The organism is Oceanobacillus chungangensis (assembly GCF_003369565.1).
In the GTDB taxonomy this organism is placed as follows: domain Bacteria; phylum Bacillota; class Bacilli; order Bacillales; family Amphibacillaceae; genus Oceanobacillus; species Oceanobacillus chungangensis.
Genome location: NZ_PIOD01000003.1, coordinates 110714 through 127590 on the forward strand (window position 1 = coordinate 110714; position 16877 = coordinate 127590).

The 16877-nt window shown below is 35.3% G+C and carries 16 protein-coding genes and 1 pseudogene; 4 read left to right on the forward strand and 13 right to left on the reverse strand.

Going from position 1 to position 16877, the window contains the following annotated elements:
- Nucleotides 1-12: 12 nt before the first annotated feature.
- The 6 genes from CWR45_RS03230 to CWR45_RS03255 all read right to left on the reverse strand — a co-directional run bounded on the left by CWR45_RS03230 (nt 13) and on the right by CWR45_RS03255 (nt 3893).
- Nucleotides 13-705: a hypothetical protein gene (locus CWR45_RS03230; protein WP_115748363.1), complete on the reverse strand. Its 693-nt coding sequence runs from the start codon at nt 703-705 to the stop codon at nt 13-15.
- Nucleotides 702-1448 carry a hypothetical protein gene (locus CWR45_RS03235; protein WP_115748364.1) on the reverse strand — a complete coding sequence of 249 codons (747 nt, stop codon included), beginning with the start codon at nt 1446-1448 and terminating at the stop codon, nt 702-704. Before CWR45_RS03235 ends, CWR45_RS03230 begins: the two co-directional genes overlap by 4 nt.
- Entirely contained in the window at nt 1435-2325 is an 891-nt protein-coding gene (locus tag CWR45_RS03240; RefSeq protein ID WP_115748365.1) for an ATP-binding cassette domain-containing protein, read from the reverse strand. Before CWR45_RS03240 ends, CWR45_RS03235 begins: the two co-directional genes overlap by 14 nt.
- Nucleotides 2322-2708, reverse strand: coding sequence for a GntR family transcriptional regulator (locus CWR45_RS03245; protein ID WP_115748366.1), 387 nt, complete (start codon nt 2706-2708; stop codon nt 2322-2324). Before CWR45_RS03245 ends, CWR45_RS03240 begins: the two co-directional genes overlap by 4 nt.
- Nucleotides 2709-2867: 159 nt before the next feature.
- A complete protein-coding gene (locus tag CWR45_RS03250; protein ID WP_115748367.1) occupies nt 2868-3359 on the reverse strand; it encodes a GNAT family N-acetyltransferase in 492 nt (163 codons plus the stop codon).
- 33 nt (nt 3360-3392) lie between these two features.
- Complete coding sequence (locus CWR45_RS03255) at nt 3393-3893, reverse strand: GNAT family N-acetyltransferase (protein ID WP_115748368.1); 501 nt, start codon at nt 3891-3893, stop codon at nt 3393-3395.
- Between the two features lie 415 nt (nt 3894-4308).
- Here CWR45_RS03255 and CWR45_RS03260 point away from each other — a divergent pair, with 415 nt between their 5' ends.
- Nucleotides 4309-5319, forward strand: coding sequence for a phosphotransferase family protein (locus CWR45_RS03260; protein WP_115748369.1), 1011 nt, complete (start codon nt 4309-4311; stop codon nt 5317-5319).
- A gap of 195 nt (nt 5320-5514) precedes the next feature.
- Here CWR45_RS03260 and CWR45_RS03265 read toward each other — a convergent pair whose 3' ends face one another.
- Entirely contained in the window at nt 5515-7962 is a 2448-nt protein-coding gene (locus tag CWR45_RS03265; protein WP_115748382.1) for a heavy metal translocating P-type ATPase, read from the reverse strand.
- A gap of 155 nt (nt 7963-8117) precedes the next feature.
- Nucleotides 8118-8444: an ArsR/SmtB family transcription factor gene (locus CWR45_RS03270; protein WP_211315923.1), complete on the reverse strand. Its 327-nt coding sequence runs from the start codon at nt 8442-8444 to the stop codon at nt 8118-8120.
- 154 nt (nt 8445-8598) lie between these two features.
- On the opposite strand from CWR45_RS03270, the gene CWR45_RS03275 reads away from it, so the two are divergent.
- Nucleotides 8599-9639: a flavin-containing monooxygenase gene (locus tag CWR45_RS03275; RefSeq protein ID WP_115748384.1), complete on the forward strand. Its 1041-nt coding sequence runs from the start codon at nt 8599-8601 to the stop codon at nt 9637-9639.
- A gap of 309 nt (nt 9640-9948) precedes the next feature.
- On the forward strand, nt 9949-10485 hold the full coding sequence (locus CWR45_RS03280; protein ID WP_115748370.1) for an HXXEE domain-containing protein: 537 nt from the start codon (nt 9949-9951) through the stop codon (nt 10483-10485).
- Between the two features lie 177 nt (nt 10486-10662).
- On the opposite strand, the gene maa is transcribed toward CWR45_RS03280, so the two are convergent.
- The 3 genes from maa to CWR45_RS03295 are packed head-to-tail and all read right to left on the reverse strand — an operon-like array spanning nt 10663 to nt 12585.
- Entirely contained in the window at nt 10663-11220 is a 558-nt protein-coding gene (gene maa, locus CWR45_RS03285) for a maltose O-acetyltransferase (protein WP_115748371.1), read from the reverse strand.
- A gap of 14 nt (nt 11221-11234) precedes the next feature.
- Nucleotides 11235-12236 (reverse strand): HAAS signaling domain-containing protein, encoded by a 1002-nt coding sequence (locus CWR45_RS03290; protein WP_115748372.1) that lies wholly within the window; start codon nt 12234-12236, stop codon nt 11235-11237.
- Nucleotides 12223-12585: a PadR family transcriptional regulator gene (locus CWR45_RS03295; protein WP_115748373.1), complete on the reverse strand. Its 363-nt coding sequence runs from the start codon at nt 12583-12585 to the stop codon at nt 12223-12225. The genes CWR45_RS03290 and CWR45_RS03295 overlap by 14 nt, the downstream gene beginning before the upstream one ends.
- 164 nt (nt 12586-12749) lie before the next feature.
- On the opposite strand from CWR45_RS03295, the gene CWR45_RS03300 reads away from it, so the two are divergent.
- Nucleotides 12750-13202 carry a YaiI/YqxD family protein gene (locus tag CWR45_RS03300; protein WP_115748374.1) on the forward strand — a complete coding sequence of 151 codons (453 nt, stop codon included), beginning with the start codon at nt 12750-12752 and terminating at the stop codon, nt 13200-13202.
- Nucleotides 13203-13337: 135 nt separating this feature from the next.
- Here the strand turns inward: CWR45_RS03300 and CWR45_RS03305 are convergent.
- Both CWR45_RS03305 and helD read right to left on the reverse strand, forming a co-directional pair.
- Nucleotides 13338-13490 (reverse strand): annotated as a pseudogene (locus tag CWR45_RS03305) (spore gernimation protein); the annotation flags it as partial.
- Nucleotides 13491-14013: 523 nt separating this feature from the next.
- A complete protein-coding gene (helD, locus tag CWR45_RS03310) occupies nt 14014-16308 on the reverse strand; it encodes an RNA polymerase recycling motor HelD (RefSeq protein WP_115748375.1) in 2295 nt (764 codons plus the stop codon).
- Between the last annotated feature and the right edge of the window lie 569 nt (nt 16309-16877).

Genomic DNA, 16877 nt, shown 5'->3' on the forward strand with positions numbered 1-16877 from the left:
TTTTTTTACATATTATTTATTCACATATTCAAGGTAAACATCCATCTCCGTTTTAATCTCTATTTCCCTAGGAATTTGCAAGTATAGAAGCTGATCCCCCCAGTGAAACCTTTCAGAATCACCCATCCAATCTTCATTAGGTGAATCTTTAAATTGCAGCAGTGGAAATTCCTTCCTGAAAGACGTAAAGTCCAAATGTACCGTTTCAGGTAAATTAATTAAGAATCTGTCTTCTGACAGCTGCATATCTATTGGTTTAATATGCTCTGTTAATTCAATACCTGATGCATAAATCGGTGTCTGATAGAATGCAGCTTTAATGGAGTTACCATCTGTTCTCTCCACCGCAATACTAACGGAATTATTTAAATCCCCTTTATAACCGATTTGAATACTATCTTTATCATATGAGAAATCCCATTCTTCTTCGAAATACTCATTAATAGATTCAACTGGTAATTCACCATAAAGAACCTCGCTTAAATCTTGCCTACCTGTTGGTGCTTGTTGAGATTCCTCTTTAGGGCCAGGGATAAAATAATAAATGACAACGGATAGAAGTAATACGATAACATATCCACCTAATATCCAGTATCCTTTTCTTGTAATATTTACCCTATTAAATCCCCTTAATACAACGACTATTACAGCTACGATAATAATAAGCAAAATTATAAATGGAAGCACGGAAGCAACTACACTCATTTTCTTACCTCCAATCTATTCGATAATAATATCGCAGCTACAAAGCAAATTACTGCAGTTCCAATAAACTTAAATAGAAATAGGAAGACATTCGTTTCCTGAAAATAAAATTCTCCAATCTTAAGGAAAGCACCTTGCCACGCACGTTCCATTGCAATTAACATACCGATTAATATTATTGGCAACAATACGGGAAGCATTCGATTTAGCTGTGTAATAATACCTAATAAGTATCCTATTGAACTAGCAAAAACTAAATAACTAACCATAGCAATTATTCCCTGTAATACTTCAACTGGTGGATAATAGAATTCCGTTCCAATAAATAAATCTACATCTATGAAAAAATATACAATTACTCGTAACAAGTATCCAGATAAAATAGTTGTTATTCCGCCAATAATACTAGCAATTAGTAGTAAGCAGCTATTTGAAATGTTATTACTTAACTGATTGGATACAAAGCTAAAACCATTTTCACGTTCAGCCTTTGTGGTCATCATGATTGCGTGAATAAATATCCACATAAAGGTAAAGGCAATTACATTTACATTCATATATAACGTGGAATTAATTGACAAACCATAGATACTTGAAGAACCTGATCCATTTCCGCCTAATGAGAGGAGCACCGCTATTACCTGCACTAAAACTAAGGAACTGAATACACCAATGTATGCTTTCATTTTATATTGGAGCTGTTTTGCTACAACGGTTCCCAACCCCATCCTATTTAAAGACATCATCAATCCCGCCCTTTGTTTTATTTGTCAGAAATACACTTAATTCACTGGCAGATACTTTTGAAACCTCAATCCCAAGCTGTCTCGCCTTATCAAGTGGTAGATTAGCATGCTTGACAACAGTATAAGTTAGATCCTCCCCAATCTGACGCGTATGAATCAACTCTTGATTTGCTGTCCATTGCAGTACGATTTCTGTTCTTCCCGTTAACCCGACAGCATACTCCTTCAATTCATCCATCGGTAAATGCAAGTACTTTCTTCCCCTATCAATCAATAATACATCCTCAAGTAAATCTTCTATTTCCTCAAGATGATGGCTAGAAATAATGATTGTCCTAGGATGTGCAAGGTAATCTTTCAGAAGTGCACGGTAAAAATCACTCCGTACCGCAGCATCCATTCCAGTTGTTGGTTCATCAAACATTGTTAACGCACACCTGGAAGCCAATCCAATAATCATATTAAACGTACTCTTTTTCCCTTTTGACAAATGATGATGGGCCTGATTCGGATGAAATGAAAAGTAGCGAAAAAGGCGCTCGGCAAGCGTTGCATTCCAGTTACCATAGAATCTCCCTGCTTCATGCAAAATATCTAATAATGTTAGCCGATTTGAAAATTGCATTTGATCATCAACATAAATTGCATTGGCAGATAAAAAGAGATTATTATAAGGACGCTCAGAGAAAACCTTCACGGTGCCATTTGTTTCCTGCCAAAAACCAGCGAGAATCTTTAATAATGTTGTCTTCCCTGCCCCATTTCTTCCGATTAGGCCTGTAATCGTATTCTCCTTAATTGCAAATGACAATTCATCTAATGCTCTTAGTCTTCCTTGCTTCTTCGTTAACCCCTCACATTCAATCACATTCACTTCGCATCCCCCTTAAGATTCGTCATGATTCCTTGCAACATCTGAATCAACTCTGCTTCACTTACATTCAGTTGTTTAGCTTCAATAGCTGCCTCAAAAAGCAAGCCCTTAAGCGTTTGATTCTTTCGTTTATCCATAATCAGCTCTAGAGCCTCGCTTGTCACAAATTTCCCAAGCCCCCGCTTGTTATAGAGAATATTTTCGTCCGACAAAAGGTTTAATCCCTTCGCAGCTGTTGCTGGGTTAATTGTAAACATTTCCGCAAGGCTATATTGCGAATACACCTTCTCATCCTGTTTTAAATTACCTTTTAATATTTCCGTCTCAATCCACTCTGCAATTTGTACATAAATTGGTTTAGACCCATCCGTATCAAGAATCAAGCTTGCACCTCCTTTTATCTAAGTCAGTACATTAGTCATGTAATGTAGTATATGATATTTTTTCTGAAAAATCAACGAAATTTAAAAAAACCTTGCAAATTACATAGAAATTTACAAGGTTCTTCGTTATAAAGTCGAGGTTGTTATAGTCTCGCTCCCTTATTCAAGCCCAACAACCTGACTCCTTCTTTCCATCAGCATGACATCACGCCAAACACCATTTAGTTTTCCTACCCGCTTCCGCACTCCAACTTCTCGAAAGCCAGCTTTTTCGTGTAAGTGAATGCTTCCACTGTTTTCTGTAAAAATTCCTGATTGTAATGTCCAGAATCCATTTTCCTCACTTGTCTTAATTAACTCGCTTAATAGGCTTGTGCCAATTCCTTTTCCTTTACTTTCCACACCAAGATAAATACTCAGTTCTGCTACACCATGGTAAGCTTTCTGACTAGAAGTTGGGAGCAATGCAGCCCAGCCAATAACCTTGTCTCCATCCCTTACGACTAATCTGCAATCCTGCAAATACTTCCTATTCCAAGTATCCCAGCTCGGTGCTTCTGTTTCGAACGTCGCATTAGCAGTATTTATCCCTTCAATGAAAATAGCACGAACCTGTTCCCAGTCATTTTCTTTCATGTTGTCAATTATCATGTGATCACCTTATCTAATCTAAATTCATCATTTTTATAGTTCAATCCAAAATCTCCTTATTACACTGCCATCCTCATCTCGGAATGGCTCATCCTCAATACCACCATTTTTCAAAATCACTTTCGCAGAGCAAATATTATCATCATCACAAGTGACAAGTACACGCTTAAGCTCCTGTTCTTTACATTTTTTCAATGCTTGGGCCAACATAAGCGTTGCGTAGCCCTTTTGCCGTTCAGACGGTCTAACACCGTAACCGATATGACCACCGATATTTTGTAAATAATCGTTTAATCTATGACGGATATTCACCATCGCTACGATACGATTCCGATTATCTATTAAAAAATAATTTGAATTTGGCACCCAATTTTCTATGCCTTGCTGGCGCATCTCTAGTTCCTCTAAATATGCTTCATATGTATCATACCCAGATAAACTAAAACTACTAGGAACCATACGTGCTGAACCCCATTCCTTAACATAGGCTTCATGCTCAGACTGCCATCGCTTCTCTACCTTTACTAGCTTCATATAAATCCCTCCATTTTCTTTAGAGATTAAATAATTTTAATAGCGTAATTGATTAAATAATTATAATCAATTACGCTTCATCTGGGAATACTTTTTTGGGATCAGTTTTTATTTCTTGTCGATATATATAAACTACGAATAACTTAGGTTGATATTAATCATGTCCAGTTCAAGATAAGTAACACGAACTAACATAGTGATTAGATGCAATTCGCATTGCGTTTATCACCTATTCTTTATTGATATATCAGCTTTTGAGAAGATTCATAACCTTAATTAGGATATTAATTATCATCATTTCATTGAGTTGCAGATTTGTTGAAAAAGAAGTTTATTATCTTATGGGAGAAGGAGTTTTCAAATTGGTAGCGAAGTTTAAAGATATGTTAGTTTATATTGGCTTGGGGGATATTAAATGACTGTTAAAATAATATTTGCATCAAATAAATTAGGAACTATAAAAAATGACCAGTTACAGTCAATGCTTGATAAGCATCACTTAGGTAAACTTATTTCATCAAATAAAACAGCATTTGGGGCGATGGGGCAGACTATGTTTGTCTCATCAACTGAAGGGAATTTTGTTTTAAAAGGAAACCCACTTTATACTGGTCAATTGGTTGAGGAAAAATATTTTATTGAAAATATCAATAAAAGAACAAAAGTTGAAGTACCTATTCCATATATTATTGATGATTCCGAAGAAATATTTGGTTGGAGTTACTCTATAATGCCGCTTCTCCAAGGAGAACATATTAATTCAGAGCATTTGAAAACAAATCTTAGATTTGAAGATAAAATTAAGATAGCTGAATCAATTGCAAAAACTTTATCTTCATTTCATAGTTGGAGAGTTGAAGATTTTGGTGAACTAAATCCTGAAACATTTGAAATAGATCGTTTTAAAGATTCCTATTATCAGTGGCTTTTCAAGAGAATTATGTATTGGTTAGAGGATGCAAAGAAGTATTCAGAGATAACTGCTGAAGATATACGTTGGGCGGAGACTCTATTAGATGAATCTAAAGAGGATTTCACTAATTTTTTCTCACCAACTTTTATTATGGGAGATTTTAAGCCAGGAAACTTCTTGGTACATTCAGAGGACGATAGTTGGCAGATAAGTGGCGTATTTGACTTTACCAATGCTTATTTTGCAGATCCTGTTACAGATTTAATAAAGATGATTACATATTACTTAGATAACAATGAAAGGGAAATTTCAAAGCATTTACTCGACGTGTACTGTAGTAATTTAAAAGAAACAGAAAGTATTAAAAAACGAATAAAGGTACATATGCTTCACCAACGAGTATTGGATTGGGGAAGTGCAAAGGCCACGAAAATGGCAGATTGGGAAAATGAACTTTCGTTTTCTAAATGGGTAGAAGCATATACAGACTCAGTAGAAAGCCTTTTAGAGTAAACAGTAAAAGAACGAAAGAAAACAGCAATGGCATTGAAACGTTATTTAAGCTGGAATCATTTACTCCCTATGAGTTCTTTTATTTTATCCGCAGGATAATTCCTTCCTCGTATGAACAGCGAAGCAAAGCGCATAGTGAAATAATACTTTTCGTAACAAAGAGATGTTTCTAATCAAAAAACATCTCTTTAAACCCTATACTTTAAATTTTAACAACCTTAATGCATTTAAGATAACAATTAATGCTGCGCCTGTGTCACTTAATACAGCCATCCAAAGGGTAAGCCATCCTGGGAATATCAAAACTAGCGCAGTGACTTTAATAATGATAGAGAACCAAATATTTTGTTTAATAATCGTTAAAGCCTTTCTGCTTAACTTCATTGTATGAGGAAGTTTATCCAGATTATCAGCCATTAATACAATATCTGCTGTCTCCATTGCAGTATCCGTTCCTGCACCACCCATTGCAATACCTATATCTGCTGTTGCGAGTGCTGGAGCATCATTAATACCGTCTCCGACCATTGCCACCTTATGCCCTTCATTTTGTAATTTCTTTATCGAATCTACTTTATCCTCTGGCAATAATCCTGCGAAATATCGATTCACATTTGCTTCTGAAGCAATCATTTTTGCGGTTCCTTCATTATCCCCAGTCAACATGATTGTTTGATTAACCCCACTTTGCTTTAATGCTTTTAAAGCTGATGCTGAAGTTTCTCGTATGATATCAGAAACTGCAATAATCCCAAAAATTCGATCTTGTGTCCCTATGATAACGACTGTCTTCCCTTTGTTCTGCATCTCTTGAACATGATTTTTTACGTCAACTAAAGGCACATTCATGTCTTCAAATAGTTTTAAATTACCAGCATAAAAAACATCTTCTTCAATAGTTGCTTCTACACCTTTTCCGATGATACTCTTGAACATCTTACCATTTTTAGGTTGAATTCCTATTTCATTGGCGTAATCAACAATTGATTTAGCAATAGGATGTGTTGAATAAGCTTCTAATGTGAAAGCTATTGAAAGCAATTCTTCTTCCGATACTGTTAATGCTTTGATTTCTGATACTTTAGGCTTCCCTTCAGTCAAAGTTCCTGTTTTATCGAATGCAATTGCAGTAATTGTACCTGCCTTTTCTAAGAAGCTGCCACCTTTAATTAAGACTCCGTTTTTTGCAGCATTTCCAATAGCTGAAACTATCGCAACAGGAGTAGAAATGACTAAAGCACAAGGACACGCTACAACAAGTAGTTCGAGCCCTTTATAAAACCACCCTCCCCAATTACCAAATCCAAGAAGTGGAGGCAAAACCATAAATGCTATTGCAAGAATGAACACAACTGGTGTATAGATACTGGCAAATTTATCTATAAATGCTTCTGTTGATGCTTTTTGTTCTTGAGCTTCTTCAACCAAGTGAATAATTTTGGATATGGTTGTATCTTCCATTAACTTCGTGACCTTAACCTCCAAGGAACCATGTTCATTTATCGTTCCAGCGTATACTGTATCACCAAGAGTTTTATCAACTGGAATGGACTCGCCTGTAATTGGAGCCTGATTGACACTCGATTCTCCTTGAATGATTTCACCGTCTAATGGAATTTTATCACCGGGCTTAACAATGATAATATCACCGATTATTATTTCTTCTACTGGTTTTTTAAATATCTCTGAACCAACTTGGACCCACGCTTCTGGTGGAGCTAAATCCATAAGATTACGGATTGAATCCCTTGTTCGCTCAATTGAATGTGCTTGTAGGTAGTTACCGATTGCAAAAAACCAAACAACGGTAGCGCCTTCAAGCCATTCACCAATTAGAGCAGCTCCAATAGCCGCAGCAGACATTAGAACATTCATATCCAGTGAACGACTTCTTATTGCATAAAATGCACTCTTAACTGGCTTATATCCGCTTATTACCATTGCTAAGGCGTATAATATTGTGGAGATCCATGTAGAAATCCCATTAAATGAACCGAAAATACCAAAAGCTATTAGTATACCTGATAAGATGACTAAACCATTTTCATTGTTTTTAATTTTGTTCGTTTGTATCGATTTTTTATTAGATTGTAATAAAGCTTTATAACCAATTTTAGAAACTTCGGACATAATATCTTCGACACTGCCAAAATGTTCAACCTTCATTTTTCCAGTAGAGAAATTAACACTGATATTTTGAACGGAAGGAAGCGTATTTAAGTGGTTTTCTATACTCTTTGCACAACTGCTACAGTCCATCCCTTCAATATCAAATATTTTCATATTTCCTTTTTGATTTAAAGGTTCAACAGAATACCCAAGTTTCTTGATTTCAGTCTCGATTAGGATAAAGGCACCAGCATTACTAGCAGCCACCTGCATTTTAGCTGTACTGAAATTAACCTTTACCTCACTTATTTCTTTTAGCCTACTTAATCCTTTTTCGATGGTTATTGCACAAGCAGCACAATCCATCCCACGCACTCTATATAACATCTTCTCTTCAGAGGGAAGAGAATTTGAGATGGTCTTTATTGTCTTTTGTTCATTATTACTACAACAACTTGTTTTTTCTAATTCATTAATTGTTTCTTTGGCTGAATTACTACAACAACCTGTTTTCTCTTGATTTAAAATGGGCATCGGCTTAAAGCTACTTACCGAATCATTGTCACATGAACAACAACTTAAAGTTTCTTTTTTTGCATTTGATTTATCAGAAGAGCTGCAATAACTTTCATCTTTATTCTCAGTTATTTCATTTGAGCTACAGCATTGGTCAGCCAATTTAATCCCCCTTAATCGATATGATGCTCACAGCATGCAACATCATTTTGAACATCTTCAAGAGCAACATCGAACATCGTTAATAAATTCCGTATATGTTGATTACGTAAACTGTAATAGCAGTATTTCCCTTCATTCCGGCCCACGATAATTCCACAACCTTTTAAACACGCAAGATGCTGTGAAATGTTCGATTGATTTCCATTAATTTCCTCTACAATTTGAGATACTGTTTTTTCCTGATCTTTTATACTTTCGAGAATTTTAATTCTTGTTTTATTTGAAAATCCATGGATGAGTTTAACTTTCATATCGATATCAAGATTGTTAATATTCATAAATACTCCCCTTTCATATTAGTAATAGCTAATATGTTTTGTTATAATCATATTAGCTATTACTAATATGTGTGTCAATTATTTATTATGTCATAAAAAAATAAGACTATTTTCCTTACTATGGTATAGGGAATAAGAAATGGGTGATTTTACTATGTATGATGCAATTATTATCGGTGGTGGTCAAGCTGGTCTTTCTATGGGGTATTACTTGCAGCAAACAAATTTATCTTTTCTAATTCTTGAAAAAGGAGAAAGAATTGGAGAGGTTTGGAGAAATAGATATGATTCTCTTAGATTGTTTACTCCTCGTGCTTATAGTTCACTACCAGGGCTAGCGTTAGAAGGAATTCAGAGTGATTACCCAACAAAAGACGACATCGCAAAGTATTTATCTTTATATGCCAATACATTTAGACTTCCATTAAAGCTAAAGACCACAGTTCAAAGAATACATAAAACTCAGAATGGATTTCGAATTGCAACAGATAAAGAAGAATTTTCAGCTAAAAATGTGGTTATAGCAGCAGGGGCATTTCAGAAACCGCTTCTGCCAAAGTTTATGAATACATTGTCAAATGGTGTTTTACAATTACATTCATCCGAGTATATGAATGCGAAACAACTAAGAGATGGGGCTGTATTAGTAGTTGGCGGCGGGAATTCAGGATCACAAATTGCCGTAGAATTATCAAAAGAAAGAAAAACATATTTATCAGTTAGTCATAGAATTAAATTTCTACCTCAAGATATAATGAAAAAAAGCATCTTCTGGTGGTTTGATAAATTAGGAATATATACAGCAAATGTTAATTCTAAGGTTGGTCAAATTATTAAAAAACAACCAGACCCTATTTTTGGTTACGAGCTCAAAACACTCATAAAAAATGAAAAAGTAATATTAAAACCACGAACTAGATCGATACAAAATAACAATTTTACTTTTGAAGACAATAGTCAATTAAACGTTAATAATGTGATATGGTCAACAGGTTTTGTATCTGATTATAGTTGGATTGACATAGCTGAAGTTTTTGACGAAAAAAATCAACTGCTTCATCAAAGGGGGATAAGTCCGGTAAAGGGATTATATTTTTTAGGATTGCCGTGGCAATCTTGCAGGGGGTCTGCACTTCTTCAAGGGGTTGGAGCAGACGCAGAATATTTGATAAAATCTATCTTAGATAATAGTTAAATAAGTTATTTCAACTGATGCGTTTAGTGTATTTTTGGGTTTTCTATACTATATTTAGATTCTATTTTATCTTTTTTTGGATGTTGCAACATAGTTTCCGTTGTTTAGAGATTTTTATTATTTTATTGTCTATTATACATATTTCACAAACAGTGGGTTAAATCATCAAATTGATCATCTTTTCCTATGTAAAATGCGGAATATATTTTCCCAATATTGCATTATTAATACAAGAGGTTATTTGAAGTAAAGTCACAGGTTAATTGAATCATCAGGTGGGGTTAAAAAGGTTAAGAAGGATGTGGGATTATGGAACAATGGCTTAATGTCCAAACACTTATTTGGTTATTTCCGATTATGTTTATCCTTCATGATTTTGAAGAAATTATTATGGTTGAAAAATGGCTAAAAAGAAACTCCACTAGCTTGTATGACACATTACCGAAGAAAATTGCAGACAGAGTCATTAAACAATTTTCTATGTCAACAGTACAGTTTGCTGTAGCCGTATTAGTAATATTTTTATTCGTAAGTAGTTCTACCATTATGGCAAATCAATATGTGATTCAAGGATTACTTGGTAATATTTATATTTTTACAATTATTACGTTGACATTTTTTCTACATGCCTTTACTCATATTGGTCAATCTATCGTGCTTCGTACCATTACGCCTGGTGTATTCACATCCGTAATTATTATCATTCCATACAGTTTCGTTTTGTATCGTTCGTTATTAGTGAATGAAGTAATCACATGGGAAATTATTTTTGTCAGTCTACCTTTTTGTCTCTTAATAATCCCTGCTGCTTTGCTTGCCCATTGGATTGGAAAAAAAGTTGTATAAATATGGTGCATTAGCTGAAGTTAGGAGGCTGGGACATAACTTAACCCCAGCCTCCTACTTGCTAATATTATTGATAGTTTGCTGATAAATTATATGCAAATTAGCTTGTTGTTCATATTGTTATCAGTAATTTTATCTTTCAAATTTAAACCCATTTGTTTTCGTGCAATCAATTTACTACTCTATTTCCTTAATTATTCTTGCTGGATTTCCACCAACAACTACATTATCAGGTACATCCTTTGTCACTACAGCACCAGAAGCAACAACTACATTATTGCCAATATTCACCCCTGGATTTATAACTGAACGTCCACCAATCCAGACATTGTCACCGATTGTAACGGGCTTTCCTAGCTCTTGGCCAGAATTGCGTTCAATTGGGTCTAAAGGATGTGTTGCTGCATAAATATGAACGCCGGGTGCAAGCATACAATTATCACCTATTCTAACGTCACAAATATCTAAAATAACACAATCAAAATTCGCATAGAAGTTCTCACCAACATATATATTTGCACCATAATCACATCTGAAGGTTGGCTCGATATAAATGTTTTTCCCTGTCGATCCAAACAGCTCTTTTAAAATTTTACTGCGCTCTTCTTCTTCGTTTTCCGTCGTTTGATTGTATAATCTCGTTAACCTACGTGCATTGCTCCGCATTTCCAGTAATTCTTTATCAGCGGGTCTATATAGCTCTCCGGCTAACATTTTTTCTCTTTCCGTTTTCATCATATATTCATCCTCTATTTTTTCCTCGCTCTAATAAATCCATCAACCGCATCCCAAATTAATCCAATGATTAGCAAAATAAAAATCCAGAATGTTGATTGTTCCCATATCTTACTTACAATGTCAAATGCTTCACTGCCAGTAGTCAAGATACCAGCATCCACTAATTCCATCACAAAATTTGGATTCCAAAATTCAGGCCCGCTAATCATTAATAAAACTCCAGCCATTGATATTAAATTTACAATAAGCGTATATGCGGCAAGCTTATACGTCCATTTCCCAAAAACTAGCTTTAAACATTCCTTTATTACTCCAAATCCAAATATTAGAATGATAAATAATAGGTACGTTCCATACGTTTGTTCATTCAAAAATGGGACGACCCCAGTAAATTCATCTGTGAATCTCCAAACACCAAAGTATTCACTTGAAAATGCGAATATGACGATAAATATGGAGTAAAAGATTATTCCAAAAAGCGCTTCTCCTCGTTTAATTTGCCTCTTTTCATCGGGTACTGGCGGCAGATCCGATGGTCGCCATTCTGATTCTAATGATAACTCCTTGAAATTATAAGCGCCAGCCATCTCTGGAATGGCAAATCCAAACGTCGTCCAGCCAAATGCTGTTGGAAGCCCTGTTACCAAGCCAATAATCAGATCGATAAAATGATCGAGTATTTCAACTGGATTTAGAATAACTTGAATGACGAAATTAATTCCGATAACAGAGGCTGTAATTATCATAACAATTTTCAACACTAAAATATAGGAATCAAAAATTTCCGGTCCGATTAGATATCTTTTTGTACCACGGTACTGATCTGCTAGCTTTCTCGGACTCCCTAACTCTAGCAATACCGCTTCAATATCTTGAACAGTAATTCCAGTATCACCAACACGTTCATCCAGCATATCTTCAATTAATCCCCGAAGCTCTTCCTCAATATCCTTTCGTTGTGCTTGTGGCAGCTTCTGGGTAACTGCATAAATATACCGATTAATCAGTTCCATTAGAATCATCTCCTTTAGCTTCAATAACACCATTCAAGCTCTTTACAATGCTTTTCCATTCAATAACAAGTAAATCAAAGACTTCCTTACCCGTTTCACTTAGCAAATAATATTTTCTCGGTCTTGCTTCATTTGTATCCCATTTACTATCAAGTATTCCTTGCTTTTCCAGTCTTCTTAGCAACGGATATAACGTTCCTGGCTCAACCTGTACTCCCTTTTCACTGAGTAGCGTTACTAGGGAATAACCATACTGTGGTTCCGAAAGCTGACTAAGCACAGCAATCGTGATTGTTCCACGCCTTAATTCCTGCATCAACTTTTCCAAATGCTCATTTGCATCGCTCATATGATCAACTCCTGAATACAGTATAGTGTATGACGCACACTATTGTAAAGTGCATAATAATATATTTTTTTTATTATTTTTTAAAAAGTTGATTCTGCAGACATTAACGGGATTATGGTATTATTGTTACTAACGATACGGATATCCATGAGAGGAGGAGAATAATGCAAATTTATGTAGATGCTGATGCTTGTCCAGTTAAAAATATAATAATCGAGGAAGGAACTCGGTTAGAAATTCCGGTTACATTAGTCACGAGCATTTCGCATTATTCTAATGCAGAGCAGCCAACTGGTATAGAAACAATTTATGTGGATACTGGGGCTGAAGCTGCAGACTACCGAATTATGAAGCTTGCCAAAAAGGGAGACATCATCATTACGCAGGATTATGGACTTGCATCATTAGGACTCTCAAAGGGATGTGCCGTCCTTCATCATAAAGGATTTACTTATACAAACGATAATATAGATCAGCTTTTGCAAACGCGATACTTAAGCGCGATGGCCCGGAAAAGCGGCAAACGAACAAAAGGACCGAAGCCCTTTACTGATGAGGATCGCATGAAGTTTAGGAAACTTTTTTTACAGACAATATCCAAGTTGCAAAATTCCTAACCATGGAGAAAACTGGGCAAAGGAGAAGACAATCCGGCCCTTTTCTATTTCTTCCACTTTTTTGGCACCGAAATCTACTTGATTTTAAAAACATCCTTGCAGCAAAAGAACTTTCCTTCAAGGATGATCTATTTTCTATATCTTTCTATTTCTAAAATTAAGTTGCAATACAGGCCCATTTTCAGGAAACGGACTATCTAATACCCAATAACTAGATCCTCTTAATCCACATTCTTTAACCACTTCATATTTTGCTAGTATACTTCGCGCATCCTCAAACCAAACTTCCTCTGAGATTACTAATGTTTGACCAACAACGAGTACATTTGGATTGTTAAACTGATTAACTAATACCATTTGATTTTGTATCATAAAGCAGTGCTATCTGCCATAAAGATTCCTCACTGTTTACTACATGGATTTGCTGAACTCCCCCCAGTTATCTACATATCATGGTATTCAATGAAACACTTTGATATGTAATATTTCTATTAAAGGTAAATCAATCTTGGTTACTGTTAATATCATGTTTCCCCACTCAATTGCTTCTTGTACTTCACTTTTATTATCATGCGTTTCTTCCTGGTGTTCACGTAATTAACCCTCGAGATCTTACGTGCTTCTTCTCAATGATCTTGCAATTCAGTCACATTGTCAGGTGTTCTTTCCCGTGTCCTCTTCATGATTTTACATGTTCTTAATAAGTAAACAAAAACCACGCTACTTACATTAAAATAATAGCGTGGTGGTTTCGATATATTTATTAAAAGCAAATAGTTCAAGGATAAGTATATTCCAAGCCTTCTAAAATCTACTCTACTACATCGTATTTATCTTTTTGAACTTCTTTAATAAATCGACAAGGTTCGTTAAAGCTTAAAATAGAAAGCTCATGCATTGCTCTCGTACAGGCCGTATAGAAAAGCGTACGGTCTGACTCTTGTCCATAGTGCTCTTCGGATGCATCGGGAATAATAACAGCGTCAAACTCAATACCCTTTGCTAAATAAACAGGCAATACCAATATTCCCTTTTCAAAAGCATATGTTTCCTCCGTTATTTTTCTTACACTCACTTTATCCTGCAGCAAATGAACGATCTCTTCGCTTTCTTTTAATGTCTTGCAGATGACCGCGACGGTTTCATAGCCTTTTTCCTTGAATTCTTGAATATTAGTTGTCAGTTTTTCTGCTAAGTCATCCTGCTCACTAAGTATGCTAAGCTGTGGTTTGCTTCCATCTCGGTTAAAAGGCTCAATCAAAGTCCCGCCTGGTGCGAAATACTTTGTGAACTCGACAATTTGTTTAGTCGATCGATAGCTTTTTGTTAATGTAATTCTTTCCGTACTTCCTTTTTCAGTTTCCGGAACAAGGGGATTTTCCTTTGTAATATGCGAATAGATCGCCTGGTTAATATCACCGAGTAACGTCATTCTTGTGTAAGGGAATACCTCCTTTATGTAAGCAAATTGGAATGCAGAGTAATCCTGTGCCTCATCAATAATTAATTGGCGGACAGAGCGGTCATGGACGTTTCCAAGCAGCTTTTCTTTAAAATATAAATATGGTGTCGCATCTTCCCATGTTAAAAACAGACGCGATAAATTAGTGGCAGTTTGCTCGCTTATTTCCTCCCATCCCTCTGGAGCAACAGGTGGAATCCACTCAGCAAATAACTTCTTGTAGGTCGCAAGTATATGAACAAATTCCAGTCGCTTTACACGCCTTCTGATTGTTGCAAAGGCTCGTTTTACTACTTGCCTACGTAATATTTCTTCTTCATCCTCAGCATTTTGATCTTCATTTTGTTGATAAGCATTCATATAATCTTCTTTATCGAGTAACTCCGCTTCCTCGATTACCCAGTCCTCATCTTTTTCTAACTGTTGAATTTGCCGCAGTTCTTGCAGAAGCCATTTTGAAACGAGCTCCATTTTATTTGGTATGCTTATTTCTTTGTCCAATGAATAAAAATAATCGCTAATTCGCTTTTTAGAAATAAGCATGCTCCCACGAAACGTAATATTTCTGAATTGAATTGCCTCATCGTTCAAGTAAGAAATGAATTGATTAATCATCTGTTTAAAGCCCAAGCCTGATTTATAATCCATACCCTTCATTCTAGTAATATCATGATTATCCTTCATTTCTGCCAGGACGTATTCCATCTGTTCAAATGGAGACTCAATCGTTAGCTTTTTCCCAATTCCCACCTTTAAAAAGTCCAAAAATGTTGTTTGCTTCACATTAGACTCGCCTAATTCGGGAAGTACATTGGCAATATAACTTGAAAATAGCGGATTCGGTGAGAAGAGCACAACATTATCTGCATCTAGCTCCTCACGATAGCGATACAATAGGTAAGCAATTCTTTGCAAGGCTGCTGATGTCTTACCACTGCCTGCTACACCTTGAACAATTAATAAATTACTTTTTTCATTACGAATAATCTTATTCTGTTCCTTTTGGATTGTAGCAACAATATTTTTCATTGTCGTACTCGCATTATTGCCAAGTGCCTGCTGGAGAAGATGATCTCCTATTGTCACACCTGTATCGAACATACCTTGGATTTGGCCTTGACTAATAATAAATTGTCTTTTTAAAGCTATTTCGCCATTAATCTGACCTTCACTTGTTTCATAATGAGCCTTACCAGGAGAGAAATCATAATAAAGACTGGAGATCGGTGCACGCCAATCATAGATTAGAAAATCTTCTTCACCTTGATCCATCAATGACGTAATTCCAATATAGATTTGTTCCTTTTCAAGCTCCGAATCTTCTATAAAATCGATTCTCCCAAAATACGGGGAGCTTTTCAGTTTTTCTAACGTTCTTAATTCTTCGCCAATCTTTCCATGATATCTTTCTTTTTCAGAAAGCAATGCTGCTTGTTGTTTAATACTCTCCTGTGTTTCAATGATATCATCGGGTTCATCAATATTTACTGTAATATCGTCCCAAAAACTCTTCCGCAGCTCAACTACATTTTCTTTTAATCCTGTTATTTGTGAAGATAGTTTCTCCTCTTTAATGTTGATTTCATCGATAACCGCGTCTACCCTAAGCTGTTCTTCCATGCGGTTTCCCTTTTCATTACTCATCAAATCAACTCCATTCTATTACTTTGTTCTTTTTTGTTGACTTTCCCATTAGGAATTGATATAATATAATTGGATAGATATATTATATAGTATATTGCTATCCTAACTTACTTATAATAGCATTTTTATTCATTCCCAACAAGTAAAATTACTATGGGGATTTTTTTGTATGTATAGATGTAACAAGGCTGTCGTAATAAAAATTGATGATAGCTTTTTTTATTGTATATTTTCCAACAATCATTTTCAGTCATCTTTTATTCGGCAATAAATGGAATGATACTTTTATTGATGGAGAAGATTGGCCCCATCAGATGTAAGTATACTCAAGGTATATTCCCTTTATTATCTTCCTTCCTTTTTTAATTTATGCAGAGTTTACATCTCAGATTTTCTTTATCCTTCTTTGCCTATGTTATATATTGAATAGAGCATGCTTTCATTTTAGTCTCATACCCATTACCATACTCTCATCACTATTAGCGACTATATCAGATATGTAGTCCAGACTTTCTAATCTACAAAAAAACACTAAAGTTATGATCATTCATAACCTTAGTGTTTTATTT